This window comes from Kosakonia sp. Marseille-Q7440, assembly GCF_965119485.1.
In genome coordinates this window covers 1,178,307-1,203,526 of sequence record NZ_CBCPLT010000002.1, presented here as the reverse complement: position 1 = coordinate 1,203,526, position 25,220 = coordinate 1,178,307, and the positions used below count along the sequence as shown (strand labels likewise).

General features: G+C 57.0%; 27 protein-coding genes. 20 read left to right on the top strand and 7 right to left on the bottom strand.

What is annotated here, in order from left to right; all coding sequences use genetic code 11:
• Positions 1-15: 15 nt before the first annotated feature.
• Entirely contained in the window at positions 16-1,104 is a 1,089-nt protein-coding gene (locus ACWPW2_RS19515; RefSeq protein ID WP_023480653.1) for an ABC transporter substrate-binding protein, read from the bottom strand.
• 231 nt (positions 1,105-1,335) lie between these two features.
• A complete protein-coding gene (locus ACWPW2_RS19510) occupies positions 1,336-1,710 on the bottom strand; it encodes a DUF3592 domain-containing protein (protein WP_454124846.1) in 375 nt (124 codons plus the stop codon).
• 213 nt (positions 1,711-1,923) lie between these two features.
• Here ACWPW2_RS19510 and ACWPW2_RS19505 point away from each other — a divergent pair, with 213 nt between their 5' ends.
• From ACWPW2_RS19505 to tcp, 9 genes are all read left to right on the top strand, one after another.
• Positions 1,924-2,850 carry an aminoimidazole riboside kinase gene (locus ACWPW2_RS19505; RefSeq protein ID WP_454124844.1) on the top strand — a complete coding sequence of 309 codons (927 nt, stop codon included), beginning with the start codon at positions 1,924-1,926 and terminating at the stop codon, positions 2,848-2,850.
• 164 nt (positions 2,851-3,014) lie between these two features.
• Positions 3,015-4,532, top strand: a complete 1,518-nt coding sequence (locus ACWPW2_RS19500) for a carbohydrate porin (protein WP_023480624.1) — start codon at positions 3,015-3,017, stop codon at positions 4,530-4,532.
• A 64-nt stretch (positions 4,533-4,596) separates the two neighbouring features.
• A complete protein-coding gene (locus ACWPW2_RS19495) occupies positions 4,597-5,967 on the top strand; it encodes a sucrose-specific PTS transporter subunit IIBC (RefSeq protein WP_312120957.1) in 1,371 nt (456 codons plus the stop codon).
• A complete protein-coding gene (locus ACWPW2_RS19490; RefSeq protein WP_454124842.1) occupies positions 5,967-7,376 on the top strand; it encodes a sucrose-6-phosphate hydrolase in 1,410 nt (469 codons plus the stop codon). Before ACWPW2_RS19495 ends, ACWPW2_RS19490 begins: the two co-directional genes overlap by 1 nt.
• A 29-nt stretch (positions 7,377-7,405) precedes the next feature.
• Complete coding sequence (locus ACWPW2_RS19485; protein ID WP_124967472.1) at positions 7,406-8,413, top strand: substrate-binding domain-containing protein; 1,008 nt, start codon at positions 7,406-7,408, stop codon at positions 8,411-8,413.
• 141 nt (positions 8,414-8,554) lie between these two features.
• Positions 8,555-8,866 (top strand): ArsR/SmtB family transcription factor, encoded by a 312-nt coding sequence (locus ACWPW2_RS19480; RefSeq protein ID WP_454124839.1) that lies wholly within the window; start codon positions 8,555-8,557, stop codon positions 8,864-8,866.
• 2 nt (positions 8,867-8,868) lie between these two features.
• The gene (locus ACWPW2_RS19475; RefSeq protein ID WP_454124837.1) at positions 8,869-9,393 is read left to right on the top strand and encodes a rhodanese family protein; all 525 of its coding nucleotides are present in this window, start codon (positions 8,869-8,871) and stop codon (positions 9,391-9,393) included.
• Between the two features lie 66 nt (positions 9,394-9,459).
• On the top strand, positions 9,460-10,884 hold the full coding sequence (locus ACWPW2_RS19470; protein WP_454124835.1) for a DNA cytosine methyltransferase: 1,425 nt from the start codon (positions 9,460-9,462) through the stop codon (positions 10,882-10,884).
• A gap of 113 nt (positions 10,885-10,997) precedes the next feature.
• On the top strand, positions 10,998-12,662 hold the full coding sequence (gene tcp / locus ACWPW2_RS19465; protein WP_454124833.1) for a methyl-accepting chemotaxis citrate transducer: 1,665 nt from the start codon (positions 10,998-11,000) through the stop codon (positions 12,660-12,662).
• A gap of 33 nt (positions 12,663-12,695) precedes the next feature.
• Here tcp and ACWPW2_RS19460 read toward each other — a convergent pair whose 3' ends face one another.
• Positions 12,696-13,592, bottom strand: a complete 897-nt coding sequence (locus ACWPW2_RS19460; protein ID WP_454124831.1) for a LysR family transcriptional regulator — start codon at positions 13,590-13,592, stop codon at positions 12,696-12,698.
• A 100-nt stretch (positions 13,593-13,692) separates the two neighbouring features.
• Here ACWPW2_RS19460 and ACWPW2_RS19455 point away from each other — a divergent pair, with 100 nt between their 5' ends.
• Complete coding sequence (locus tag ACWPW2_RS19455) at positions 13,693-14,295, top strand: short chain dehydrogenase (RefSeq protein ID WP_454124827.1); 603 nt, start codon at positions 13,693-13,695, stop codon at positions 14,293-14,295.
• On the opposite strand, the gene ACWPW2_RS19450 is transcribed toward ACWPW2_RS19455, so the two are convergent.
• A complete protein-coding gene (locus ACWPW2_RS19450) occupies positions 14,292-15,158 on the bottom strand; it encodes a hypothetical protein (protein ID WP_454124825.1) in 867 nt (288 codons plus the stop codon). The genes ACWPW2_RS19455 and ACWPW2_RS19450 overlap by 4 nt on opposite strands.
• Before the next feature lie 120 nt (positions 15,159-15,278).
• Positions 15,279-15,437, bottom strand: coding sequence for a YqaE/Pmp3 family membrane protein (locus ACWPW2_RS19445; protein WP_023480545.1), 159 nt, complete (start codon positions 15,435-15,437; stop codon positions 15,279-15,281).
• Positions 15,438-15,616: 179 nt separating this feature from the next.
• Here ACWPW2_RS19445 and ACWPW2_RS19440 point away from each other — a divergent pair, with 179 nt between their 5' ends.
• Together ACWPW2_RS19440 and alaE are read left to right on the top strand one after the other, a co-directional pair.
• Positions 15,617-15,796: a hypothetical protein gene (locus tag ACWPW2_RS19440; RefSeq protein ID WP_023480566.1), complete on the top strand. Its 180-nt coding sequence runs from the start codon at positions 15,617-15,619 to the stop codon at positions 15,794-15,796.
• A gap of 419 nt (positions 15,797-16,215) precedes the next feature.
• On the top strand, positions 16,216-16,665 hold the full coding sequence (gene alaE / locus ACWPW2_RS19435) for an L-alanine exporter AlaE (RefSeq protein WP_124967464.1): 450 nt from the start codon (positions 16,216-16,218) through the stop codon (positions 16,663-16,665).
• A gap of 13 nt (positions 16,666-16,678) precedes the next feature.
• Here the strand turns inward: alaE and ACWPW2_RS19430 are convergent, their stop codons facing one another.
• Positions 16,679-17,023: a DUF2002 family protein gene (locus ACWPW2_RS19430; protein WP_023480645.1), complete on the bottom strand. Its 345-nt coding sequence runs from the start codon at positions 17,021-17,023 to the stop codon at positions 16,679-16,681.
• Positions 17,024-17,184: 161 nt separating this feature from the next.
• Here ACWPW2_RS19430 and ACWPW2_RS19425 point away from each other — a divergent pair, with 161 nt between their 5' ends.
• The 5 genes from ACWPW2_RS19425 (at position 17,185) to nrdF (ending at position 21,504) form a co-directional block, all read left to right on the top strand.
• On the top strand, positions 17,185-17,511 hold the full coding sequence (locus tag ACWPW2_RS19425) for a DUF883 domain-containing protein (RefSeq protein ID WP_023480666.1): 327 nt from the start codon (positions 17,185-17,187) through the stop codon (positions 17,509-17,511).
• 265 nt (positions 17,512-17,776) lie between these two features.
• The gene (nrdH, locus tag ACWPW2_RS19420; protein ID WP_042712550.1) at positions 17,777-18,007 is read left to right on the top strand and encodes a glutaredoxin-like protein NrdH; all 231 of its coding nucleotides are present in this window, start codon (positions 17,777-17,779) and stop codon (positions 18,005-18,007) included.
• Complete coding sequence (gene nrdI, locus ACWPW2_RS19415) at positions 18,004-18,414, top strand: class Ib ribonucleoside-diphosphate reductase assembly flavoprotein NrdI (RefSeq protein ID WP_124967462.1); 411 nt, start codon at positions 18,004-18,006, stop codon at positions 18,412-18,414. Before nrdH ends, nrdI begins: the two co-directional genes overlap by 4 nt.
• A complete protein-coding gene (gene nrdE, locus ACWPW2_RS19410) occupies positions 18,387-20,531 on the top strand; it encodes a class 1b ribonucleoside-diphosphate reductase subunit alpha (RefSeq protein ID WP_454124820.1) in 2,145 nt (714 codons plus the stop codon). The genes nrdI and nrdE overlap by 28 nt, the downstream gene beginning before the upstream one ends.
• 10 nt (positions 20,532-20,541) lie before the next feature.
• Positions 20,542-21,504, top strand: coding sequence for a class 1b ribonucleoside-diphosphate reductase subunit beta (nrdF, locus tag ACWPW2_RS19405; protein WP_454124818.1), 963 nt, complete (start codon positions 20,542-20,544; stop codon positions 21,502-21,504).
• Positions 21,505-21,565: 61 nt separating this feature from the next.
• Here nrdF and ACWPW2_RS19400 read toward each other — a convergent pair whose 3' ends face one another.
• Positions 21,566-21,742 (bottom strand): hypothetical protein, encoded by a 177-nt coding sequence (locus tag ACWPW2_RS19400; RefSeq protein ID WP_454124816.1) that lies wholly within the window; start codon positions 21,740-21,742, stop codon positions 21,566-21,568.
• 125 nt (positions 21,743-21,867) lie between these two features.
• Here ACWPW2_RS19400 and proV point away from each other — a divergent pair, with 125 nt between their 5' ends.
• From proV to proX, 3 genes are read left to right on the top strand one after another with little or no spacing between them, the layout of a single operon-like run.
• Positions 21,868-23,070, top strand: a complete 1,203-nt coding sequence (proV, locus tag ACWPW2_RS19395) for a glycine betaine/L-proline ABC transporter ATP-binding protein ProV (protein WP_312120989.1) — start codon at positions 21,868-21,870, stop codon at positions 23,068-23,070.
• Positions 23,063-24,127: a glycine betaine/L-proline ABC transporter permease ProW gene (gene proW / locus ACWPW2_RS19390; protein WP_454124814.1), complete on the top strand. Its 1,065-nt coding sequence runs from the start codon at positions 23,063-23,065 to the stop codon at positions 24,125-24,127. Before proV ends, proW begins: the two co-directional genes overlap by 8 nt.
• Before the next feature lie 60 nt (positions 24,128-24,187).
• Positions 24,188-25,183, top strand: a complete 996-nt coding sequence (proX, locus tag ACWPW2_RS19385) for a glycine betaine/L-proline ABC transporter substrate-binding protein ProX (protein ID WP_042712559.1) — start codon at positions 24,188-24,190, stop codon at positions 25,181-25,183.
• Positions 25,184-25,220 lie beyond the last annotated feature (37 nt).

The window sequence follows — 25,220 nt, the reverse complement described above, 5'->3', positions numbered from 1 at the left end:
CAACCGGCAACGCCTCTATTTCCCGGCGGCGGTGCGCCACTGTTTAATAAATTCGAGACGCTTTTTCGGCTCCAGATACTCAAGCAGCGACTCATCAACCGGGATCGGTTTCAGCGCATCGCCGAGCAGTTTGGTCATGCCGTCGATATCATTGCTGCCTTCAATATCGTTACGCAGGGAGGGGATATCCGCCTGGCTTGCGAGAATGCTCTGCCCTTTTTCCGACAGCACATAGTCAAACCACAATTTCGCTGCGTTGCTGTGCTCCGCTTCGGCACTGATAAAGGAGACGCGCGACAGCACCAGCACGTAATCTTTCGGGTAGGAGACGCCTAAGGATTTATCCGCTTTCGCGCGCGCTTCGGCGTAGGAGCCGAGGATGTTGTAGCCGACCAGGTTTTCACCGGAGGAGACGCGCTCCATCATGGTGCCGGTGGAGGATTGCACCGTCAGGCCGCCTTTAGCGATATCCGCAAGATGGGTGAAATACTCTTTATCGTGTTTGCTGTCTTCAACGGCGAGCATAAAGCCGAGCCCCGATTTTTCGATATCGTAGGTGGTCACTTTGCTCTTAAATTTATCGGTCTGGCTGGCAATCAGCTTCGCCAGCGCGGTGTGGGAATCCGGGACGTCGCCCTGCGGGATCAGGCGTTTGTTGTAGATAAAGACCACCGGCTCGTAGGTGGTGCCGTAGGCTTTATTTTTCCATACCGCCCATTTCGGCAGTTTGCTCTGTTCAGGGGAGGCGTACTCATCGGCGTACTCGGTTGCCAGCTTCAGCGCGGTGTCCATCGATGAACTCCACACTACGTCGCCGCTGCCACCGCCGGAGGCCTGCTCGCTGAGATAACGGTTATACAGCTCGGTGCTGTTCATATCGTTATATTCAACTTTGATACCGGGATATTGCGCTTCAAACCCTTTGATCAGCGGGCCAGCGGCTTTGGTGTCGGTCGTTGAGTAGACCACCACTTTGCCCTCTTTGGTGCCGGCATCGACGATTTTCTGATAATCCGCCGGGTAGCCCGCAGGGACAGCTGCGAGAGCGGCAGAGGAAAAGAGAGCCGCCACTACGCCCGCCAGTACGCTTTTTTTCATCTCCATGAACAAACCCCTATTTATCATTTTGTAAACACAAATTTAACATATAGCGCCTTACCCACCCGATGCAACGCGATGGGGTCTTTTTTGCGGGTTTTGTGACATTGAAGGGATTTAAGCCAATTACGCCGTTATTTTACCGAGAGTTAGCGGCATTTTATTCAGAACGGCGTTTTGCTCAGGATGAAAAATGGCGGGGAAAAGAGGTAAGAGTTGTTTACGCTTTTTAACAAATTAATCGCCGAGGATAAGGGGGCGATCGTACAGCACAACATGCTGCGGTTTATGCGGATCATACTTTATGGTGGTGCCAGTCCCGGCGGCCAGGCGCGTAATATCACGCATCGCAAGCGCCTGTGTGACAGTGGCCTGTACAACACGCCCTTCCCGCGTGGTAAACCGGACTTCTATCTCACACCAGACCGAGGTGCGATCCATCCTGTTAGTGCGATTAAAAGCAACGATATCGGCGTTGGCAGCAATGCCGTTTTTACTTACATGAACCTCAATAAAAAGCTTCCGAACCCAGGCGAATACTTTGTATATCAGCCACAGCACCACTATCACAGCTATGCTGCTCAGCATCTCGTAAAGGGGTTTTAGTGTCATTTTTCCTCCTGACGGCTGCAATTTCTCCCGGATAGCGCATTTTTCCACTCTTCAGCGCGTAATAGAAGCCCCCGAATTTCATCGCTTTTTTACACCACCGCTATCAACCAGAAGAGACTCTGCGTCCCTAAAACGCAATAAACCCACCAACAGTGTTGAACAGCTAAACCGGTTTAGTTAATGTTTAGCGATACTCATTATCGGGAGAAAATCATGTCAGCTCGAGTCTGGTGTCTGGGTGACGCCGTGGTGGATCTATTGCCGCAGGGCGATGCCTGCCTGATGCAGTGCCCCGGCGGCGCGCCGGCCAATGTCGCGGTCGGCATTGCGCGCTTACAGGGAAATAGCGGTTTTATCGGTCGCGTCGGCGACGATCCCTTCGGTCACTTTATGCGCCAGACGCTGGCGAAAGAGCAGGTCGACACCGCCTGGATGCGCGCAGATGCGCAGCATCGCACCTCCACCGTAGTGGTGGCGCTTGATGAAGAGGGTGAGCGCTCCTTTACCTTTATGGTGCGTCCGAGCGCCGACCTGTTCCTGGCTGAAACAGATCTGCCGCCGTTTGCCCGCGGCGAATGGCTGCACTGCTGCTCGATTGCGCTGGCGGCTGAGCCTTCGCGCTCCACCACTTTCAGCGCGATGGAGCGGGTGCGCAGCGCGGGCGGGTTTGTCAGCTTCGACCCCAATATTCGCCACGATTTATGGGCCGACAGCGCCCAGCTTCGCCACTGCATTGAGCGCGCGCTGGTGCTGGCGGATGTGGTGAAACTCTCGGAAGAGGAGCTGGCATTTATCGCCGACGCGCCCGTTGACGAGGTGAGCCTGCCTGAGCTGGCGGCGCGTTATGGCATCACCCTGCTGCTGGTCACCCAGGGCAAAGCCGGGGTGAAAGCCTGCCTGAATGGTAAGTGCTACCACTACCCGACGCTGCCAGTAATCAGCGTTGATACCACCGGCGCGGGCGACGCCTTTGTCGCCGGTCTGCTGTGGGGACTGGCGCAGCACGGCCTGCCCGATGGCGAACCGCAGTTAGCCGCGCGGCTGGCGAGCGCGCAAATCTGCGGTGCGCTGGCAACCACCGCCAAAGGGGCGATGACCGCCCTGCCCTGGCGCCACCAGCTTGAGGAGCAACTCGCCTGACGCGTGTGGCCTAACGTCTCGTTTTGCGAGCCGTCTCACATTCACTAAACCGGTTTAGCTAATTTCATTGCGTCCTGAAATTATGCGCGATTATGATTCGACACCTAAACCGGTTTAGCAAAAATAACTCTGTGATGATGGCTCTTCCTTAGGGATGCAAAATGATGAAAAAAAGCACGCTCGCCATAACCCTTGGTCTTATTCTCAGCGCGGGAGCGGCACAGGCCGCCGACCCGAGCATGAGCAGCATTGAAGCACGTCTTGCCGCGCTGGAGCAGCGTTTACAGGCCGCTGAGCAGCGCGCTAATGCCGCCGAAAGCCGCGCGCAGGCTGCGGAAAAACAGGCCCAGCAGTTAGCGGCCGCACAGCAAAAAACCGACACCACCACCACGCAGGTTGAGCAGCGCACCGCCAAACTGGAGCAGAAAGCGAGCGATGAAGGCGGCTTTGAGTTCCACGGCTATGCCCGCTCCGGCCTGCTGATGAGCGATTCGGCGAGCAAAACCCAGGGCGGCCCGACCGTGACGCCAGCCGGCGAGACCGGCGGCCATGTGGGTCGTCTGGGTAACGAACCGGATACCTATGTCGAGATGAACCTCGAACATAAACAGACCCTCGCCAACGGCGCGACCACCCGCTTTAAAGTGATGCTTGCCGACGGCCAGCGCACCTATAACGACTGGACCGCCTCCAGCAGCGATCTCAACCTGCGCCAGGCCTTTACGGAGATCGGCCATCTGCCAAGCTTTACCGGCGCATTTAAAGACTCCACCGTCTGGGCGGGGAAACGCTTCGACCGCGATAACTTCGATATCCACTGGATCGACTCCGATGTGGTGTTCCTCGCCGGGACCGGTGCCGGGGTGTACGACATGAAGTGGAGCGACGAGGCGCGCAGCAACCTCTCCCTCTATGGCCGCACCTTTGGCGATATCGAAAACAGCGAAAACACCGCGCAGAACTACATCCTCTCCCTGAACAACTACTACGGCCCGGTGCAGCTGATGGTTAGCGGCATGCGCGCGAAGGATAATGACGACCGCCTCGATCTGGAAGGTAATAAAGTGAAGAGCGACGCGGCGGATAACGGCGTTCACGCCCTGCTCGGCCTGCACAACGACAGCTTCTACGGCCTGCGTGAAGGTTCAGCAAAAACCGCGCTGCTCTACGGTCACGGCCTCGGTGCGGAAGTGAAAGCCATCGGCTCCGACGGCGCGCTGCTGTCGCAGGCCGATACCTGGCGTCTGGCGAGCTACGGCATCACGCCGCTCGGCGGCGGCTGGCACATTGCTCCGGCTGTGCTGGCGCAGAGCAGTAAAGATCGTTACGTCAAAGGCGACAGCTACCAGTGGGCGACCGCCAACGTGCGCCTGATTCAGGGGCTGACGGAAAACTTTGAAATGCAGTATGAAGGGACGTATCAGTACATGGATCTGCGCCCGGAAGGGTACAACGGCCGCAATAACGTGAGCGGCAGCTTCTACAAACTGACCGTTGCGCCAACGCTGAAAGCGGGCGATGTCGGCGAGTTCCTGAAACGCCCGGAAATCCGCCTGTTTGCTACCTGGATGGACTGGGATCACCGGCTGGATAACTACGCCGGGGACGATGCCTTCGGCAGCGCTGGCTTCAAGGCCGGCGGCGAGTGGAACTTCGGCGTACAGATGGAAACCTGGTTCTGATAGCGCGGCCCCTGCGGGGGCCGTTTGCGTAGTCTGAAAGCCTAAAAACAAGACAGAGGTTGTTATGGATTTTGCACAAATTTCCCGCTCGCTGCTGCCCTTGCTCGGCGGCAAAGAGAATATCGCCAGCGCCGCGCACTGTGCGACGCGCCTGCGGCTGGTGCTGGTGGACGACGCGAAAGCAGACACCGCCGCGATTGGCAAACTCGACGGCGTGAAGGGCTGTTTTCGCAATGCCGGGCAGTTACAAGTCATCTTCGGCACCGGGGTGGTGAACAAAGTCTACGCCGCGTTTATTACCGAGGCGGGGATCAGCGAGTCGAGCAAATCGGAAGCCGCAGACATCGCTGCGCGCAAGCTAAACCCGTTCCAGCGCATCGCCCGTTTGCTGTCGAACATCTTCGTACCGATTATTCCGGCGATTGTTGCTTCCGGCCTGTTGATGGGCCTGCTGGGGATGGTGAAGACCTACGGCTGGGTCAATCCGGATAACGCGCTCTATATCATGCTCGACATGTTCAGCTCGGCGGCGTTTATCATTCTGCCAATCCTGATTGGCTTTACCGCCGCGCGCGAGTTTGGCGGCAACCCCTATCTCGGCGCAACGCTCGGCGGCATCCTTACCCACCCGGCGCTGACCAACGCCTGGGGCGTGGCGGCGGGCTTCCACACCATGAACTTCTTCGGCATCGAAGTGGCGATGATCGGCTACCAGGGCACGGTCTTCCCGGTGCTGCTGGCGGTGTGGTTTATGAGCATGCTGGAAAAACAGCTGCGCCGGGTAATTCCGGACGCGCTGGATCTGATCCTCACCCCGTTCCTGACGGTGATTATCTCCGGCTTTATCGCCATGCTGATTATCGGCCCGGCGGGCCGCGCGCTGGGCGACGGCATCTCGTTTGTGCTCAGCACGCTGATTGCCCACGCGGGCTGGCTGGCGGGGCTGCTGTTTGGCGGGCTCTACTCGGTGATTGTGATTACCGGCGTGCACCACAGCTTCCACGCCATTGAGGCCGGGCTGCTCGGTAACCCGTCGATTGGCGTTAACTTCCTGCTGCCGATCTGGGCGATGGCTAACTTTGCACAGGGCGGTGCGTGTCTGGCGGTGTGGTTTAAAACCAAAGACGCGAAGATCAAAGCGATTACTCTGCCGTCCGCCTTCTCGGCGATGCTCGGCATTACCGAAGCGGCGATTTTTGGTATCAACCTGCGCTTTATGAAGCCGTTTATCGCCGGGTTGATTGGCGGTGCGATCGGCGGCGCGTGGGTGGTGTCGATGCATGTCTATATGACGGCGGTAGGTCTCACCGGGCTGCCGGGTCTGGCGATTGTGCAGGCCAGCTCGCTGCTTAACTATATTATCGGTATGGCTATCGCATTTAGCGTCGCCTTCATTCTCTCCTTCTTGCTGAAATACAAAACGGACGCGGAATAATGGCATCTGACTCTCTGCTGCCCGCCATTTTACAGGCGGTGATGAAAGGCCAGCCGAAAGCGCTGAGCGACCCCTTCTACCCGAGCTGGCACCTGGCGCCGGTCACCGGGCTGCTCAACGATCCCAATGGATTTATCCAGTTGGGCGGGCGTTACCATCTGTTTTATCAATGGAACGCGCTGGGCTGCCAGCACAACCACAAATGCTGGGGGCACTGGAGTTCAGCGGATTTACTCCACTGGCAGCATGAGCCGATTGCGCTGATGCCGGACGAAGAGTATGACCGCAGCGGCTGCTACTCCGGAAGCGCCGTGGATAATGACGGCGTGCTGACGCTCTGCTACACCGGCAACGTCAAGTTTGACGACGGCACGCGCACCGCCTGGCAGTGTCTGGCGGTGCAGAACAGCGCAGGTGGCTTCGATAAACTCGGCCCGGCGATCCCACTGCCAAACGGCTACACCGGACACGTGCGCGACCCGAAGGTGTGGCGACACGGCGACTTCTGGTACATGGTGCTTGGCGCGCAGGATCTCAATTTGCAGGGCAAAGTGCTGCTGCTGCGCTCGGAAAACCTGTGGAACTGGCAGAATCTCGGTGAGATCGCCGGTAGCGGCCTTAACGGCCTGGGCGACGCGGGCTATATGTGGGAGTGCCCGGATCTCTTCGCGCTTGGCGACAGCACCTATCTTATCTGCTGCCCGCAGGGGATTACGCGCGACGAGAAGCGCTGGCTCAACACCCACCCGAGCGCTTATCTCAGCGGCGAGCTGGATTACGACAACGCGCAGTTCCGCCACGGCGAGTTTCACGAGCTGGACGCCGGGTTTGAGTTCTATGCGCCGCAAACCACGCAGAGCGAAGATGGCCGCCGTTTACTGGTTGGCTGGATGGGCGTGCCGGACGGGGAAGAGATGCGCCAGCCCACCGTCGCCAACGGCTGGATCCACCAGATGACCTGCCTGCGCGAATTAACCTCGCGCAACGGTAAGCTTTATCAACAGCCGGTCGTTGAGCTTCAGGCGCTGCGCGGCGAGCTGCAGATCTTCAACGGCCAGGCCGACGCGCTGCCCACGCTGGATGCCGCGTCGCTGGAGCTAATTGTGGAGAGCGCAGGCGATCTCACGCTGAACTTTGCCGACACGTTGATCCTTGAGTGGAGCCAGAGTGAACTGCGCCTCGCGCGCAGAAGCTTTGAGAGCGGCGAGTGGCACTACCGCTACTGGCAAGGCGCGGCGCACAAGTTGCAGATCCTCTGCGACCGCTCAAGCGTCGAGATTTTTATCAATGATGGCGAAGGGGTGATGAGCAGCCGCTACTTCCCGCAGCAACCTGCACGCTTAACGTTTGCGGGTGACGCAGAAGTGCGGGCGCGCTACTGGTCGTTACGTGCTTGCATGGTAGAATAAGCGCTTGTTTCCTTAAGCGATGCAAAACCGTGAGAAAACCTAAACGCGTTACCATCAGTGATATTGCCGCGCTGGCGGGGGTGTCAAAAGCCACCGCCAGCCTGGTGCTTAACGGCCGCGGCAAAGAGCTGCGCGTCGCCCAGGAGACGCGCGAGCGCGTGCAGGCGATTGCCCAGCAGCACCACTATCAGCCCAGTATTTACGCGCGCTTGCTGCGTGAAAACCGCAGCCATACGCTGGGGCTGGTGGTGCCGGAAATCATTAACTATGGTTTCGCCGTCTTCTCTCACGAACTGGAAAACCTCTGTCGCGAAGCGGGCCTGCAACTGCTTATCTCCTGCACCGATGAAAACGCCAGCCAAGAAACTGTGGTGGTGAATAACCTGGTGTCGCGCCAGGTCGATGGCCTGATTGTCGCCTCCAGCATGTTAAACGACGCCGACTACGTAAAACTGAGCGAACAGCTGCCGGTGGTGCTGTTTGACCGCCATATCAGCGACACCCAGTTGCCGCTGGTGATCACCGATTCACTCACACCCACTGCCGAGCTGGTCGAGCGCCTGGCGCGCGCCAACCCGGACGAGATCTATTTTCTTGGCGGCCAGCCGCGCTTATCGCCGACTAAAGATCGTCTTGCAGGCTTTATGCAGGGGCTTGAGCGTGCCGGTGTCACCCCGCGCCCGGAGTGGATCATTCACGGCAATTATCACCCGAGCAGCGGGTATGAGATGTTCGCCGCCCTTTGCGCGCGCCTCGGCCGCCCGCCAAAAGCGCTGTTTACCGCCGCCTGCGGCCTGCTGGAAGGGGTGTTGCGCTATATGAGCCAGCATCACCTGATGGAGAGCGATATCCATATCGCCAGCTTCGACGATCACTATCTCTACGACTCGCTCTCGCTGCCCATCGATACCGTCGAGCAGAACATTCCGCGCCTGGCGCAGGACTGCTTCGATATCATCACGCAACTGGTGGACGGCAACGAACCGACCACGCCGCAGCGCATTCTCCCCGCCACGCTGCGCTGGCGTCATCCGTAACTTACCCACGCCTGGCGCGATATAGCCGCGCCAGCCAGATAAGAATCGGCTTAGCATTTAAGCGCAGCGGGCGCACGTTGCGCTTGCTTCTTTCCCATTTATATTTTAGATTTTCCTAAATTTAGAAAAAGCTAAAATACCATGTCACCCTCAAACATTATCCAGTTACAGAACCAGGCAGAACAGGCCGCTTCGCTGCTGAAAGCGATGAGCCACCCGCGCCGGTTGCTGATTTTGTGCATGCTCTGCGATGCGCCCGGCACTCCTGCGGGCGAACTCTCGGCGCTGACCGGCCTTAGCCCGTCGGCCACCTCGCAGCACCTGACGCGTATGAAAGATGAGGGGCTGATTGAGAGCGTGCGCCAGGCGCAGCGCATCACCTACTTCATCAAAGATCCCGCCGTGAACCATATCGTCAACACACTCAAGGGCATCTACTGCCCGGAGGTCTGAATATGCACTACACATCCATTTCCCCGCACGATGCGCGCATCCAGCAGCAGCAGGGCGTGCCGTTAATTGATATTCGCCAGCCGGATGAGTTTCGCCGCGAACATCTGCCCGATGCCCTCTCCCTGCCGCTGGACGATCTGCTGGCCGGTAAAAGGCTAAGCAGTGAAAAAACCGCACAAACGGTAATTTTCCACTGCCAGTCCGGGATGCGTACCCAGAAAAATGTTGAAGCATTGATTCAGGCTGCCGCGCCTGCGCAGGTGCTGTTGCTTGAAGGCGGGCTGGCGAACTGGAAGCGCGCGGGCTTGCCGACGGTGCAGGACAAAGCTCAGCCGCGCCCGCTGATGCAGCAGGTGCAGATCGTTGCGGGCAGCCTGGTGCTACTTGGCGTGGTGCTCGGCTACCTGCTCAATCCGGCCTTCTTTCTGCTCTCGGGGTTTGTCGGCGCAGGCTTATTGTTCGCCGGATTAAGCGGCTGGTGCGGCATGGCGCTGCTGCTGGCGAAGATGCCGTGGAACCGATCCTGATGTGCGGCATTTCTCCTCCGGGTCAAATGAGTGATATATTTCCCGGCCTAAACCCAAGGAGACGCCATGGCGGAATTTGATTCACTCGCGCAGGAAGAGCTGGCGCAGGCAGAGGCTTTGCAGCAACAGGCACGGGATCGTGCCCTGCTCAACCAGGTACTCGACATCTATGGTCAAAAGTATGTGGCGGAGCAGTTAAAAAAAGCGGGCAAATCGGAGTGGAGCCGCGAAGCGCTCAACCGCTGGGTTAATGGCAAAGGCGCGGCGAAAACCCTTACCGCTACCGAGGAGAAGTTGCTGCGCGAGTTGCTGCCCTCCCCGCCCGCGCACCATCCCGATTACCGCTTTCGCTTTATCGATCTCTTTGCCGGTATCGGCGGCATCCGCAGCGGGTTTGAAGCGATTGGCGGGCAGTGCGTCTTTACCAGCGAGTGGAACAAAAACGCGGTGCGCACCTACAAAGCCAACTGGTATAACGACAGCGCCACGCACACTTTTAATCAGGATATCCGCGAAGTGACGCTGAGCGGCAATCCTGCTATCTCTGAAGCGCAGGCTTACGCCCATATCGCGCAGCATATTCCTGAACACGATGTGTTATTAGCCGGTTTCCCCTGCCAGCCCTTTAGCCTTGCGGGCGTCAGCAAGAAGAATGCCCTCGGGCGGGCGCATGGCTTTGAATGCGAAGCGCAGGGAACGCTCTTTTTCGACGTCGCGCGCATTATCAAAGCCCGCCGCCCGGCAATTTTCGTGCTGGAGAACGTCAAAAACCTCAAGAGCCACGACAAAGGCAAAACCTTCAGCGTGATCATGAATACGCTTGATGAGCTGGGCTATGACGTCGCCGACGCGGAAGCTTCGGGCAAGAACGATCCGAAAATTATCGACGGCAAACATTTTCTGCCGCAGCACCGCGAGCGCATTGTGCTGGTTGGTTTTCGCCGCGACTTCGATCTCGCCGATGGCTTTACGCTGCGCGATATCGACCGCCTCTATCCGCAGCAGCGTCCGACCTTTGGCGAACTGCTGGAGCCGACCGTCGACAGCAAATATGTGCTCTCGCCCAAGCTGTGGGATTACCTCTATCGCTATGCGAAGAAGCACGCCGCCAAAGGCAACGGTTTCGGCTTCGGGCTGGTCGACCCAACGAATGCTGGCAGCGTGGCACGCACGCTGTCGGCGCGCTATCACAAAGATGGTTCTGAAATTCTTATCGATCGCGGCTGGGATAAAGCGCTGGGCGAAGCGGACTTTACCCATGCTGAAAACCAGGCTCGCCGTCCGCGTCGCCTGACGCCGCGCGAATGCGCCCGCCTGATGGGTTTTGAGAAAGTGGGCGAGAAGCCGTTCCGCATCCCGGTTTCCGACACCCAGGCTTACCGCCAGTTCGGCAACTCGGTGGTGGTGCCGGTCTTTGCCGCAGTGGCAAAACTGCTGGCGCCGCGCATCGATCTGGCGGTGAAACGGCGCAAAGAGAAGAGCAATCTGTGACGCATAAGACACTTCACTCTGCCTGAGTGAAGTGTTTGATAAGCGATCGTAAAGTTAAGCCAGGCCAGGTCGATAATTCTTGAGCAATCCCGACTCTCTTACGGACTATGGCCATGCTCAAAAACATACGTGTTATCACCGGCATTATTATCGCCCTTTCGGTATTTTGCCTTCTTCAACTGGTCACCGGGGGTCTTTTTTACTCGGCGGTCAATAACGACCGGGTGAATTTCCAGAACACCGGCGTGCTGAATGCGCAGCAAGAAAACCTTGGCGACAGCGTGAATACGCTGATCAAAACCCGCGTTACCGTCACCCGCGTGGCGATTCGCTTTCTGAAAAACCAGCGCGATCCGGCTTCTCTTGCCAGCATCGAAAAGCTGCTCAACACCGCAACCGATTCCCTGCAGAAATCTGAAACCTATTTCAGTAACTATAAAAGCACACCGCGCGTCGCCGGGCAGGATAGCGTACTGGCGGACGACGTCGCGCAAAAGATCACTAAGATGCACGATGTGTTGCAGCAGTCGATCGCCTTCCTGCGCGCCAACAATTATGAAGCTTATGGCAACCTGGATGCGCAGCAGGCGCAGGATGATATGGATGCCAGCTACGCCAAATGGCGTACTGAAAACAACACCTTCTTGCAGGCTGCCGCACAGCAAAACCAGCACAGCTTTACCAGCATGCAGTGGACGCTGGGGGTGATTCTGCTGGTGGTGATTGCGGTGATGGTGATGATCTGGCTCGGCCTGCAGCATCTGCTGTTGCGCCCGCTGCACAGCGTGATGAACCATATTCGCGCCATTGCCGGTGGCGATTTGACACAGTCCATTGCGGCGCAAGGACGTAACGAGATGAGCCAGCTGGCGGCCGGTCTGCATGAGATGCAATCTTCGCTGGTGAAAACCGTCAGCGCGGTGCGCAACAGTTCAGACTCGATCTATACCGGGGCCAGCGAAATTTCGACCGGCAATAACGATCTCTCCTCGCGCACCGAGCAGCAGGCGGCGTCGCTGGAAGAGACCGCTGCCAGCATGGAGCAGCTGACTGCAACGGTGAAACAGAACACCGATAACGCCCGCCAGGCGTCGCAACTGGCGAAAACCGCGTCTGACACCGCTGCGCGCGGCGGCCAGGTGGTGAGCAATGTGGTGCGCACGATGAGCGAGATCTCTGACAGTTCCCAGCAGATCGCCCATATTACCAGCGTGATTGATGGCATTGCCTTCCAGACCAATATCCTGGCGCTCAACGCTGCCGTTGAAGCGGCGCGCGCGGGTGAACAGGGCCGTGGCTTCGCCGTGGTGGCGGGCGAAGTGCGTACGCTGGCAAGCCGCAGCGCGCAGGCGGCAAAAGAGATCAAAACGCTGATTGAAAACTCCGTAAACCGCGTCAACTCCGGCACCACGCTGGTGGCGGAAGCGGGCGATACGATGAAAGAGATCGTCAATGCCGTTACCCGCGTGACGGATATTATGGGCGAGATTGCTTCAGCATCCGATGAGCAGAGCAAAGGTATTGAGCAGGTGAGCCTGGCCGTGTCGCAGATGGATAGCGTGACGCAGCAGAACGCCTCGCTGGTGCAGGAGTCCGCCGCCGCATCCGCCGCCCTTGAAGAGCAGGCCGAGCAGTTGCGCCAGGCCGTTGCCGTGTTTCGCGTCAACGGGCACAGCGCGCTGCTGAATGCCAGACCCGGTAAACCGAGCGTCGCGCCGCTGCGCCCGGTGGCTACCGCCAGCACCGGCAGCGGTGACGGCAACTGGGAAACCTTCTGACAGCCACCCCGCGCGATGAAGCTGTCGCGCGGGTTACGCTGCCACCCACTGCGTAATCTCGTGATGTAAGTGTTCGATATACCGCGTCAATTTCGGTAGCGGTCGGTTGTCCTGGCGATAAACCAGATTCACCGGCCGCGGCCTGGGCGTGAAGGGCTGCATGATGCGCACCAGCGTGCCGTTTGCCAGCTCCTCGCGCACCAGGATTTCCGGCTGCAACAGCAGCCCCGCTCCGGCAATCGCCGCCATCCGTAACCCCTGCCCGTCATTGCAGCGCAGCACCGGATCGCGCTGCCAGCTCATCTCTCCCGCTTCGCCCGGCAATTTCCACTCATTGCGCCGGTTCCACACTCCGTTCGACAGACAGCGGTGATCGCGCAGCGCCTCGGGTGAGGCCGGCTCGCCGTAACGCGCCAGATAGTCAGGTGCGGCGCAGATCACCATCCGGTAGAGGCAGAGCGGTTTTACCACCACATCCTCACTGTTCACCGCGCCGATGCGGATCGCCAGATCGAACCCCTCCTCCAGCAGATCGACACTGCGATTACTCAAATCGAGATCGACCCGCACCTGCGGCCACACCGTGAGAAAGGTGGCGGTGATGGGTGCGATAACGCAGCCGCCAAAGGTAGTTGAGGCGCTGACGCGCAGCGTACCGGCAGGTGCCGCGCGTAGCCGCTCGACCGAGGTTTCGGCAATATGCACCTGCTCCAGCACCCGCCGCGCCTCCTCATAGAAGACGCGACCGGCATCCGTCAGGCTCTGACGTCGGGTGTTGCGCGCCAGCAGGCGTGTCGCCAGGCTGTTTTCGAGTTGAGCAATGTATTTCCCGACCATCACCGCAGAGATCTCCAGCCTGGCGGCGGCCTGAGTAAATGACCCCGCTTCTACCACGGCAACAAACACCGCCATGCTGCGCAGCTTATCCATAGTACAAACCATTAGTTAGGAATGAATAAACATTCAGAGCATTTATCTTATCAATGATTAGCGAAAAAATGACCACTCCGCACACTGAAGGAGAGCTGAAATGAAGATTATCGTAATCGGTGCTACCGGCACCCTTGGCCGCGCAGTGATGGCTGAGCTGGGTAAAGATAACGAGGTGATAAGCATCGGGTTAACGCATGGCGAGTTACAGGTCGATTTAACGCGTGATGAGAGCGTTGAGGCGCTGTTCGCGCAGACCGGACGCGTCGACGCGATTATTGCCACCACCGGCTCCCTCTTTTTCGGCCCGCTGACGACAATGCGCGCGGAAGATTTTGCGTCCGGCCTCAATGACAAACTGCTGGGGCAGGTGCGGCTGGCGCTTATAGGTCAGCACTATCTTAATGATGGCGGCTCGATCACCCTGACCAGCGGCATTATCGGCAGTGAACCCATTGCGCAGGGGGTGAACGCTACTGCGGTCAATGCAGCACTAGAGGGGTTTGTGCGTGCAGCGGCGTGTGAGTTACCGCGCGGCTTACGTATTAACGTCGTCAGCCCGACGGTGCTCAGCGAATCCGTTGAAAAATATGGCGCCTTCTTCCCGGGGTTTGAAAGTGTGCCTGCCGCGCGCGCTGCACTGGCTTATCGACGCAGTGTTCACGGCGTGCAGACAGGCCGCACCTTTACCGTCGGGTATTAAGCGCGCTGGCTTTCGTCGCCCGTCGGTTTCAACAGGGTGGTGAACTGCGACCACTGCTGCTGTAACGCGCCGATGTGGTTTTTCTCAAGCGCGGTGATAAACGGCAGCGAGCCGCTGTTTTCCACCCGCTGATTCATCTGCGCAAACCAGCTGTTACTGTCGCCAGCGTTAGCGGTGATCGCCAGCATCGCCTTGCGGTCCGTCTGCGAGGAGTGTGTCCCGGCATCAAGCTGTTCGATCGCCTGCTGGCTCTGTTTCGCCTGAGCGGTGTCGCCCATGCTTTGCGCCAGCGCCGCCGACTGGGTCAGCACCGCGCGGTTGGTCTGATCCGCCTGCTCGCCTTTCTTTGCCACAAACCCGGCGACGAAATCGCGCGCCTGCTGCTGGTAATCCGCAGAGACGAACTTATCCACCACATAATTGAGTTTCGCCTGGGTCATCGCCACATCCATCCCGAGGGTGGTCTCATCACCGCTGCCTTGCGGCGAGGTTAACGCCTGGTGCAGCGCTGTAGCCATATCATCGGCATTGATGGTGGAGTGCTGGAAAAAGTCGATAAAGCTTACCGCGTCGTTGGCCGTCGCCGGGTCGCCATAGAAGGCGCTGGCAAGGCTCGGCCCGCGTGCATAAGAGGCCATATCGTTATTACGCACAACGGCCATCTCACGGGCGACCTTTTCGCTCTGCTCTTTGGTGGGTTTTGGCTGGCTCGCTGCGCCGCGCGCCAGCGCTTCCTCAGAGATGGAGACAGAAATCGAACTCTCGGTGACAATCTCTTTGCCACCAAACATCATCGTTTTTGACGCACGCACTTCATACTGCGACTGCGATGCCGCAGCGGCACCGACTTCCTGAATGCTCATTTCGCTTCCTTAGAGTGATTGCTAACGTGATATTTATCGACGTCATCACTAATCCCTTTAGAGTTTTGGCGAAAAAATGTGCACTTGATCGGTTTGGGGCGGAGAACCGCCCCGGAGGAATCAGTCGCGGGATTGCACCCAGAAGGCGTGGATCAGGCCCGGGATATAACCCAGCAGCGTGAGCAGAATGTTAAGAAGAAACGCCAGGCCTAAGCCTTTCCCGAGCAGCACGCCCAGCGGCGGAAGAAGAATCGTAATGACAATACGCCAAAAGCCCATAGAGCCTCCTGTGCAAAGTAAATTCCAGGTGATTGATAATTTACACAATCTGTTTAAGCGTAGCCGCTACATGCCAGTGTGCCAGTCTGCCATCGAGAGGTTTACCCTCTTTTACGCTGTACCACGCTCGTCGTTCAGTCTATGTTTACTTTTACAACCTCGTTACAAAGGAGAGACGTATGTTTTCTGTAGGCGATATCGTGCAACCGCGCATTGGCGGGCCAAAACTCAAAGTGCTCGAAGTGCATGAGGACCAGCTTATTGTGGTGCCCACTCACGACGAACAGGCGGATAAGCTGACGCTTAAAGCCGAAGATGTCGCGCTCTATAAAGAAGAGGGTGACTTTGGCGTCTGCTGAGTTATTGCGGTGGGCTCGCCCGCCGCGTACCTGCATAAATCCCCTCTCCTGATGCGTAAAACCCCTCTCCTTCCAGACCGCATCTTATGCTGCTAAAAACGCCTTATTAGCATAAAACATACTGCCTCAACGCTTTTCACTCTTCGCCAAAGCATAGCGCGCTGCCTTGACCGTTACGCCCTGCAATTAAAACATGTAACACAATGAAAATTAAAGCTTTCATACACTGCTCCAACAATAATAGGGCAATGCATAAAATTGCAGCAGTTGCAGAGCACTTTATCCAGGCGGCAGTCAAAAATAAAAATTAATAGCTAGTTGAGAGTTTTAAATCAGACAGATACGCTATGCGCGTAAATAAGTCCGTTTTAAAACGCTAAGCATCTTCATTGCGCCATCATTTTTCAAGGAGCTTCATCATGTTCTCTTCGCAGTCTCGCCTGCGCCACGCCGCTGCGGACACTTTCGCGATGGTGGTCTACTGTTCAGTAGTGAACATGGTGATTGAAATATTCCTCTCCGGAATGAGCTTTGAGCAGTCCCTTTCCTCTCGTCTGGTGGCGATCCCGGTTAACATTATTATTGCCTGGCCTTATGGCTTCTATCGCGATCTCTTTATGCACTATGCGCGCCGCATAAGCCCCGCAGGCTGGATGAAAAATCTGGCGGATGTGCTGGCGTATGTCACTTTCCAGTCGCCGGTGTATGTGGCGATTTTGTGGTCGGTCGGTGCGGACTGGCAGCAGATTATGGCGGCGGTCAGTTCAAATATCGTGATATCGATGTTGATGGGTGCGGTGTACGGCTATTTCCTCGACTACTGCCGCCGTCTCTTCCGGGTGAGTCATTACCACCAGGCGAAAGCCTGATGGCAGCTCTCGATTAGTGCTGTTCGCCGAACAGGCCAGTCAGGAAGCGCTCAAGCGCCATACGCGAACTGAAACCATGCGGAATGCCGTAATGATCCTGTTCATGACCGCCCAGGTAGAGCGGGAAATTGTGGTAGTGATCGCACAACTTAATGTCCGATGCGGGATCGGCCAGCGATGAACTGCGCTCTTTCAGGGTTGGATGGATAATCAGCGCCGTGCGGCCCATACGAGCTTCACGGTTAACATAAACATAGTTTTCGCCACGGCGATAACCGTACGCTTTGTTGGTCGCCACATCCATCGTAAAGCCGACATTCTCCAGCACGCGCGCCACTTCATCGGGTCGTAAATACATAGATTTTCCTCATCATCTCTCAACTGCTTCGCAACCTTACAGTACTGAGCATGGTCAGTGACTCAGAAAATTCCACAAACTGCGCGTAAAAGGGCGTTTGCCGTTTGGCCTGTAAAATTATGGTCTACGCTTAAAAGCACACCAAAAAAAGGGAGGCTACTATGTTAAACAGACCCACACGCCGTGAAGTAGATGAAGGTGTTGAAGATATCAATAATGATGTCAACCAGTTAGCTGATAGCCTGGAAGAGTTGCTTAAATCCTGGGGCAGCGACGCGAAAGATGAAGGCGAATCTGCGCGCCGTAAAGCACAGGCGCTGCTGAAAGAGACTCGCGCCCGCATGCATGGTCGCAACCGTGTGCAACAAGCTGCACGTGACGCCGTCGGCTGTGCCGATAGCTTTGTGAAAGACCGTCCGTGGTGCAGTGTAGGCGCTGCTGCTGCCGTCGGTATTTTTGTCGGTGCGCTGCTCAGCTTCCGTCGTTAATTTATACAAATAATCTGAAACCTCTGCCCATCCAGCCGGATGGCAGGGGTTTTTCTTTGTCCTTTTTCCGCCCCGCTTTACAATACGCGGCGACATTTCGCCCTTATCCATTCAGCCACTTCCCTGGGCACGGCCTGTGTCTTTTTCCCATATATTGTATGGTTGATAAAATTTATAACTACATCTAGTATCTCTTCTTGTACTCCATACACTAACTGACGCGACTTATCGCGCCGCTCTATTACTTTTAACGGAAATACGAATCATGCGCATTACTATTTACACTCGAGATGATTGTGTTCAGTGCCACGCCACCAAACGGGCGATGGAGAGCCGCGGCTTTGAGTTTGAGATGGTGAACATTGATCACGTACCGGATGCCGCAGACCAGCTGCGCGCGATGGGTTTTCGCCAGTTGCCGGTGGTGGTTGCAGGCGAGACAAAGTGGTCCGGCTTCCGCCCGGATATGATTAATCGTCTCAGCGCAGCCGCATGAGCACGCTCGTCTACTTCTCCAGCAGCTCGGAAAACACCCATCGCTTTATTGAGCGTCTTGGGCTGCCGGCGGTGCGCATTCCGCTTAACGAACGTGAGCGCATTCAGGTAGACGAACCCTATATTTTGGTGGTTCCCAGTTATGGCGGCGGCGGTACGGCAGGCGCTGTGCCGCGCCAGGTGATCCGCTTTTTGAACGATCCGCATAATCGGGCGTTGATTCGCGGCGTGATCGCCGCCGGCAATCGCAGCTTTGGCGATGCGTTTTGCCGCGCGGGCGACGTGATCGCGCAGAAGTGCGCGGTGCCCTATCTCTATCGGTTTGAATTGATGGGGACTGCGCAGGACATCATCAACGTGCGAACAGGAGTAAGCGAATTTTGGCAACGACAACCGCAGCGCGCGTGATGCAGAGCACGCCCGATTTCCATGCCCTGAATGCCATGCTCAATCTTTACGATCGTGATGGCCGCATTCAGTTTGAAAAAGACCACCAGGCGGTGGACGCCTTTATGGCGCACCATGTTCGCCCCAACAGCGTTCACTTTGCGAGCCAGGATGAGCGCCTTAACTGGCTGGTGGCGGAAAATTATTACGATGAAAGCGTGCTCGCGCGCTATGAGCGGGCGTTTGTCATCGATCTGCTGGCGAAAGCGAAGGCGCGCGGTTTCCGCTTCCAGACCTTCCTCGGTGCATGGAAGTTCTACACCAGCTACACGCTGAAAACCTTTGATGGCAAACGCTATCTGGAGGATTTTGAAGATCGCGCCTGCATGGTGGCTCTAACGCTGGCGCAGGGCGATACCGCGCTGGCGCAGGAGTTGGTGGAGGAGATCCTCTCTGCCCGCTTCCAGCCCGCGACGCCGACCTTCCTCAACTGCGGCAAGAAACAGCGCGGTGAACTGGTCTCCTGTTTCCTGCTGCGTATTGAAGACAATATGGAGTCGATTGGTCGTGCAGTGAACTCCGCCCTGCAACTCTCCAAGCGCGGCGGCGGCGTGGCCTTTTTGCTCTCCAACCTGCGTGAAGCCGGCGCGCCGATCAAGCGCATCGAAAACCAGTCTTCCGGCGTGATCCCGGTGATGAAGATGCTGGAAGATGCCTTCTCCTATGCTAATCAGCTGGGCGCGCGGCAGGGCGCGGGGGCGGTCTATCTGCATGCGCATCATCCCGATATTCTGCGTTTCCTCGATACCAAGCGCGAAAACGCCGATGAGAAGATCCGCATCAAAACTCTGTCATTAGGCGTGGTGATCCCGGATATCACCTTCCAGCTGGCAAAAGAGAACGCGCAGATGGCGCTCTTCTCCCCCTACGATGTGGAACGTCTGTATGGCAAGCCGTTTGGCGATATGGCGATCAGCGAAAACTACGATCGGTTAGTGGCCGACGAGCGGGTGCGCAAAAGCTGGATTAATGCACGTGACTTCTTCCAGACGCTGGCAGAGATCCAGTTTGAGTCCGGCTACCCCTACATCATGTTTGAAGATACGGTTAACCGCGCCAACCCGATTGCCGGGCGCATCAACATGAGCAACCTCTGCTCGGAGATTTTGCAGGTTAACAGCGCCTCAACCTTTGATGACAACCTCGATTACGCCGACACCGGGCACGATATCTCCTGTAATCTTGGCTCGCTGAATATTGCCCACACCATGGATTCACCCGATTTCGGTCGCACCGTTGAGACGGCGATCCGCGGTTTAACCGCCGTCTCCGATATGAGCCATATTCGCTCGGTGCCGTCGGTGGAAGCGGGCAATGCCGCCTCCCATGCGATTGGGCTTGGGCAGATGAACCTGCACGGCTATCTGGCCCGCGAAGGCATTGCCTACGGCAGCCCGGAAGGACTCGATTTCACCAACTTTTACTTCTACACCATCACCTGGCATGCGCTGCATACCTCGATGATGATCGCCCGCGAGCGCTGCCAGACCTTTGCCGGTTTCCCCGCCTCTCGCTACGCCAGCGGCGAGTATTTTGACCGCTATCTTGAAGGCGACTGGCAGCCGAAAACCGATAAAGTGCGCGCGCTGTTTGCCCGCGCCAATATCACGATCCCAACGCGCGAGATGTGGCAACAACTGCGCGAAGAGGTGATGCGTTACGGCATCTATAACCAGAATTTGCAGGCGGTGCCGCCGACCGGGTCGATCTCCTATATCAACCATGCGACATCGAGTATTCACCCGATTGTGTCGAAGATTGAGATCCGCAAAGAGGGCAAAACCGGGCGCGTTTACTACCCTGCCCCGTTTATGACCAATGAGAACCTGGCCCTGTATGAAGATGCCTATGAGATTGGGCCGGAGAAGATCATTGATACCTACGCCGAAGCGACGCGCCATGTCGATCAGGGCCTGTCACTGACGCTCTTTTTCAAAGATACCGCCACCACGCGCGACATCAACCGGGCGCAAATTTACGCCTGGAAAAAGGGCATTAAGACGCTCTACTACATACGCCTGCGCCAGCTTGCGCTGGAAGGTACCGAAATCCAGGGCTGCGTCTCCTGTGCGCTATGAGGAAAACACGATGACCCCACTCTCCCGCGTCAGCGCGGTGAACTGGAACAAAATCCAGGATGATAAAGACCTCGAAGTGTGGAACCGGCTGACCAGCAACTTCTGGCTGCCGGAAAAAGTACCGCTGTCGAACGATATTCCGGCCTGGCAGAGCTTAAGCCCGGCTGAGCAGCAGCTGACAATCCGCGTTTTTACCGGCCTGACGCTGCTCGACACCATTCAGAATACCGTCGGCGCACCGGCGCTGATGCCGGATGCCGCCACGCCCCATGAAGAGGCGGTGCTCTCCAACATCAGCTTTATGGAGGCGGTGCACGCCCGCTCTTATAGCTCCATATTTTCGACGCTTTGCCAGACGCGCGATGTCGATGCCGCGTACGCCTGGAGCGAAGAGAACAGCGCCCTACAGTGCAAAGCGCAGATCGTGCTGGGCCATTACCGCGCTGACGATCCGCTGAAGAAGAAGATCGCCAGCGTCTTTCTGGAGTCGTTTCTCTTCTACTCCGGCTTCTGGCTGCCGATGTACTGGTCAAGCCGCGGCAAGCTGACCAACACCGCCGACCTGATTCGGCTCATCATCCGCGATGAAGCGGTGCACGGTTACTATATCGGTTATAAGTATCAGAAAGGGTTAGAGAAAGTGAGCGAGGCCGAGCGCGAGTCGCTGAAAGCTTTCGCCCTCGATCTGCTGATGGAGCTGTACGATAACGAGCTTGCTTACACTGACGATCTCTATGCCGACAGCGGCTGGGCCGAAGAGGTGAAAGCGTTTCTCTGCTACAACGCGAACAAGGCGCTGATGAACCTCGGGTATGAGGCACTCTTCCCGCCGGAGATGGCGGACGTCAACCCGGCGATATTGTCAGCGCTGTCACCCAACGCCGACGAAAACCACGACTTTTTCTCCGGCTCCGGCTCCTCGTATGTGATGGGTAAAGCCGTCGAAACGGAAGACGAAGACTGGAACTTTTAAATATTCTCTCCTCTCGCGCTGCGGGAGGAGAATATCCCCCCGTTTTTTAATTCACCACTATTTATTCCGCCCCATCTAAGCTGATTCTTAGCAAAATAACTATGGCGTTCTGCGCTGTCATGGTTTGTTCATATTCCGCAAAATCATCTCCATTCAACTGCATTTTTCTGTCCAATTCGAAAAAATGATTACCCACGCCAGCCCTTATATCATGGGAAATAATGCCATTTGACTGCATGCAAATTCTGTAAAGCGCGGCACAGAAGGGTTGTCTCAGATGGAGAGTGTGGTAGGGTATGACCAGTCAAATATATTCATTGGGTAGCGTATCGAAATAATAAATAACAGGAACTCTATTATTGCATGGCAATTAAATTAGAAGTTAAGAATCTCTATAAAGTATTTGGCGAGCATCCGCAGAGAGCTTTCAAATATATAGAAAAAGGACTTTCGAAAGAAGAAATACTGGAAAAAACGGGTCTGTCGCTTGGCGTGAAAGACGCCAGTCTGGCCATTGAAGAAGGCGAGATATTCGTCATCATGGGGTTATCCGGCTCGGGTAAATCCACTATGGTACGCCTTCTCAATCGCCTGATTGAACCCACCCGCGGGCAGGTGCTGATTGATGGCGTCGATATTGCCAAAATATCCGATGCCGAACTGCGCGAGGTGCGCAGAAAAAAAATTGCGATGGTCTTCCAGTCATTCGCGCTAATGCCCCATATGACGGTGCTGGATAATACCGCATTTGGTATGGAATTAGCCGGCACGCCCGCGCAGGAGCGCCAGGAAAAAGCGCTTGATGCACTGCGCCAGGTGGGGCTGGAAAATTATGCCCACGCCTACCCGGATGAACTCTCCGGCGGTATGCGCCAGCGCGTTGGATTAGCCCGCGCATTAGCCATCAATCCCGATATTTTATTAATGGATGAGGCCTTCTCCGCGCTCGATCCCTTAATTCGTACCGAGATGCAGGATGAGCTGGTAAAGCTGCAGGCGAAACATCAGCGCACCATTGTCTTTATTTCCCACGATCTTGATGAAGCAATGCGCATTGGCGACCGGATTGCGATTATGCAAAACGGTGAAGTGGTGCAGGTCGGCACGCCGGATGAGATTTTAAATAATCCGGCCAATGATTATGTGCGCACCTTCTTCCGCGGCGTCGATATTAGCCAGGTGTTCAGCGCGAAAGATATTGCGCGCCGTACGCCCGTGGGTCTGATCCGTAAAACGCCCGGTTTCGGCCCGCGCTCGGCGCTGAAAGTGTTGCAGGATGAGGACCGCGAATATGGCTATGTCATTGAGCGCGGCAATAAGTTTGTCGGCATTGTCTCCATCGACTCCCTGAAAGCGGCGCTGGCCGCAGCGCAGGGGATCGAGGCGGCGTTGATTGACTCCCCGCTTGCGGTGGAGGCAGACACGCCACTCAGCGAACTGCTCTCCCATGTCGGCCAGGCGCCCTGCGCGGTGCCGGTGGTGGGTGAAGAGCAACAGTACGTGGGCATCATTTCGAAACGAATGCTGCTGCAGGCTTTAGATCGCGAGGGGGCAAACAATGGCTGATCAAAACAATCCGTGGCAGAGCGCACCGGCAACAGACAACGCCGCACAGTCGGCAGATGCGTGGGGCGGCGGTGCAGCGGCACCCACCGACAGCGGCAGCGCTGACTGGCTTAACAGCGCCCAGGCGCCCGCGCCGGAGCACTTCAACATTATGGATCCGTTCCATAAGACTCTGATCCCGCTCGACAGCTGGGTGACACAGGCGATTGACTGGGTGGTGCTCCACTTCCGCCCGCTCTTCCAGGGCATTCGCGTGCCGGTGGATTACATTCTCAGCGGCTTTCAACAGCTGCTGCTCGGCATGCCATCGCCGGTGGCGATTATTCTCTTCTCGCTGATCGCCTGGCAGATGAGCAGCGCCGGAATGGGTGTTGCAACGCTGGTGTCGCTGATTGCCATCGGCGCAATTGGTGCCTGGTCGCAGGCGATGATTACGCTCGCCCTGGTGCTCACCGCGCTGCTGTTCTGCGTGGTGATCGGCTTGCCGATGGGGATCTGGCTGGCGCGCAGCCCGCGGGCGGCGAAGATCGTTCGCCCGCTGCTGGATGCGATGCAGACCACCCCGGCGTTTGTCTACCTGGTGCCGATTGTGATGCTGTTTGGCATCGGTAACGTGCCGGGCGTGGTGGTGACGATTATCTTTGCTCTGCCGCCAGTGGTGCGCCTGACGATCCTCGGCATTAACCAGGTGCCGGCGGATCTGATTGAAGCCTCGCGATCCTTTGGTGCCAGCCCGCGCCAGATGCTGTTCAAAGTTCAGCTGCCGCTGGCAATGCCAACCATTATGGCGGGCATCAACCAGACCCTGATGCTGGCGCTGTCGATGGTGGTGATCGCCTCGATGATCGCCGTTGGCGGGCTGGGGCAGATGGTGCTGCGCGGTATTGGTCGCCTTGATATGGGCCTTGCCAGCGTCGGCGGCGTCGGGATTGTTATCCTCGCGATTATTCTTGACCGCCTGACCCAGGCCGTGGGTCGCGATTCGCGCAGCCGCGGTAACCGCCGCTGGTATCAGACCGGCCCGCTCGGCCTGCTGACCCGCCCCTTCGCCAAATAATTTTGTTGCCCGGCGCACCGGCCGGGCAACAACATCACACCTGAAAAATAAGGAATAACGATGCGACATAGCGTACTTTTTGCCACAGCGTTTACCACCCTTCTCTCCACCAGCGCTTTTGCCGCCGATCTGCCGGGCAAAGGCATTACCGTTAAACCGTTTCAGAGCACCATCGCCGAAGAGGCGTTCCAGACGCTGCTGGTTAGCCGCGGCCTTGAGAAGCTCGGCTATACGGTCGAAAAACCGGATGAGGTGGATTACAACGTTGGCTACACCTCAATGGCGGCAGGCGATGTCACCTTTACCGCCGTCAACTGGCAGCCGCTGCATGATGATATGTATGCCGCCGCCGGGGGCGATAAGAAGTTCTACCGTGAAGGCACCTATGTGACCGGCGCGGCGCAGGGTTATTTGATCGACAAAAAAACCGCTGATAAGTACCACATCACCAATATTGAGCAGTTAAAAGATCCGAAAATCGCCAAACTGTTCGACGGCAACGGTGACGGTAAAGCCGATATGATGGGCTGCTCCCCGGGCTGGGGATGTGAAACGGTGATTAACCACCAGCACAAAGCCTATGGCCTGGAGAACACCGTTACGGTTAACCACGGTAACTACTCGGCGATGATGGCGGACACCATCACCCGCTTTAAAGAAGGGAAACCGATCCTCTACTACACCTGGACCCCGTACTGGGTGAGCGATGTGCTGAAACCGGGTAAAGATGTGGTCTGGTTGCAGGTGCCGTTCTCCTCCCTGCCGGGCGAGCAGAAAAATATCGATACCAAACTGCCGAACGGCATGAACTACGGCTTCCCGGTGAACACCATGCACATTGTTGCCAATAAAGCCTGGGCGGAGAAAAACCCGGCGGCGGCGAAGCTGTTTGCTGTCATGAAACTGCCGCTGGCGGATATCAACGCGCAGAATGCGATGATGCACGCCGGTAAAGCCTCAGAAGCAGATGTGCAGGGCCACGTTGATGGCTGGATCAAAGCCCATCAGCAGCAGTTTGATGGCTGGGTGAAAGAGGCGCTCGCCGCGCAGAAGTAACGCGCTAACTCTTTGACCTTCTCACGCGCCATCGGGT

Excerpts from the sequence above, each read along its gene's own strand:
- proW (WP_454124814.1), top strand. The coding sequence starts at position 23,063 with ATGGCTGATCAAAACAATCCGTGGCAGAGCGCACCGGCAACAGACAAC.
- ACWPW2_RS19490 (WP_454124842.1), top strand. The coding sequence starts at position 5,967 with ATGGCATCTGACTCTCTGCTGCCCGCCATTTTACAGGCGGTGATGAAA.
- ACWPW2_RS19430 (WP_023480645.1), bottom strand. The coding sequence starts at position 17,023 with ATGTATTTACGACCCGATGAAGTGGCGCGCGTGCTGGAGAATGTCGGC.
- alaE (WP_124967464.1), top strand. The coding sequence starts at position 16,216 with ATGTTCTCTTCGCAGTCTCGCCTGCGCCACGCCGCTGCGGACACTTTC.
- ACWPW2_RS19475 (WP_454124837.1), top strand. The coding sequence starts at position 8,869 with ATGCACTACACATCCATTTCCCCGCACGATGCGCGCATCCAGCAGCAG.
- ACWPW2_RS19400 (WP_454124816.1), bottom strand. The coding sequence starts at position 21,742 with ATGCAGTCAAATGGCATTATTTCCCATGATATAAGGGCTGGCGTGGGT.
- proX (WP_042712559.1), top strand. The coding sequence starts at position 24,188 with ATGCGACATAGCGTACTTTTTGCCACAGCGTTTACCACCCTTCTCTCC.
- ACWPW2_RS19495 (WP_312120957.1), top strand. The coding sequence starts at position 4,597 with ATGGATTTTGCACAAATTTCCCGCTCGCTGCTGCCCTTGCTCGGCGGC.
- ACWPW2_RS19480 (WP_454124839.1), top strand. The coding sequence starts at position 8,555 with ATGTCACCCTCAAACATTATCCAGTTACAGAACCAGGCAGAACAGGCC.
- ACWPW2_RS19510 (WP_454124846.1), bottom strand. The coding sequence starts at position 1,710 with ATGACACTAAAACCCCTTTACGAGATGCTGAGCAGCATAGCTGTGATA.
- nrdF (WP_454124818.1), top strand. The coding sequence starts at position 20,542 with ATGACCCCACTCTCCCGCGTCAGCGCGGTGAACTGGAACAAAATCCAG.
- ACWPW2_RS19515 (WP_023480653.1), bottom strand. The coding sequence starts at position 1,104 with ATGGAGATGAAAAAAAGCGTACTGGCGGGCGTAGTGGCGGCTCTCTTT.
- nrdH (WP_042712550.1), top strand. The coding sequence starts at position 17,777 with ATGCGCATTACTATTTACACTCGAGATGATTGTGTTCAGTGCCACGCC.
- ACWPW2_RS19440 (WP_023480566.1), top strand. The coding sequence starts at position 15,617 with ATGTTTTCTGTAGGCGATATCGTGCAACCGCGCATTGGCGGGCCAAAA.
- ACWPW2_RS19500 (WP_023480624.1), top strand. The coding sequence starts at position 3,015 with ATGAAAAAAAGCACGCTCGCCATAACCCTTGGTCTTATTCTCAGCGCG.
- ACWPW2_RS19460 (WP_454124831.1), bottom strand. The coding sequence starts at position 13,592 with ATGGATAAGCTGCGCAGCATGGCGGTGTTTGTTGCCGTGGTAGAAGCG.
- ACWPW2_RS19455 (WP_454124827.1), top strand. The coding sequence starts at position 13,693 with ATGAAGATTATCGTAATCGGTGCTACCGGCACCCTTGGCCGCGCAGTG.
- ACWPW2_RS19470 (WP_454124835.1), top strand. The coding sequence starts at position 9,460 with ATGGCGGAATTTGATTCACTCGCGCAGGAAGAGCTGGCGCAGGCAGAG.
- ACWPW2_RS19450 (WP_454124825.1), bottom strand. The coding sequence starts at position 15,158 with ATGAGCATTCAGGAAGTCGGTGCCGCTGCGGCATCGCAGTCGCAGTAT.
- tcp (WP_454124833.1), top strand. The coding sequence starts at position 10,998 with ATGCTCAAAAACATACGTGTTATCACCGGCATTATTATCGCCCTTTCG.
- ACWPW2_RS19505 (WP_454124844.1), top strand. The coding sequence starts at position 1,924 with ATGTCAGCTCGAGTCTGGTGTCTGGGTGACGCCGTGGTGGATCTATTG.
- nrdI (WP_124967462.1), top strand. The coding sequence starts at position 18,004 with ATGAGCACGCTCGTCTACTTCTCCAGCAGCTCGGAAAACACCCATCGC.
- ACWPW2_RS19425 (WP_023480666.1), top strand. The coding sequence starts at position 17,185 with ATGTTAAACAGACCCACACGCCGTGAAGTAGATGAAGGTGTTGAAGAT.
- proV (WP_312120989.1), top strand. The coding sequence starts at position 21,868 with ATGGCAATTAAATTAGAAGTTAAGAATCTCTATAAAGTATTTGGCGAG.
- ACWPW2_RS19445 (WP_023480545.1), bottom strand. The coding sequence starts at position 15,437 with ATGGGCTTTTGGCGTATTGTCATTACGATTCTTCTTCCGCCGCTGGGC.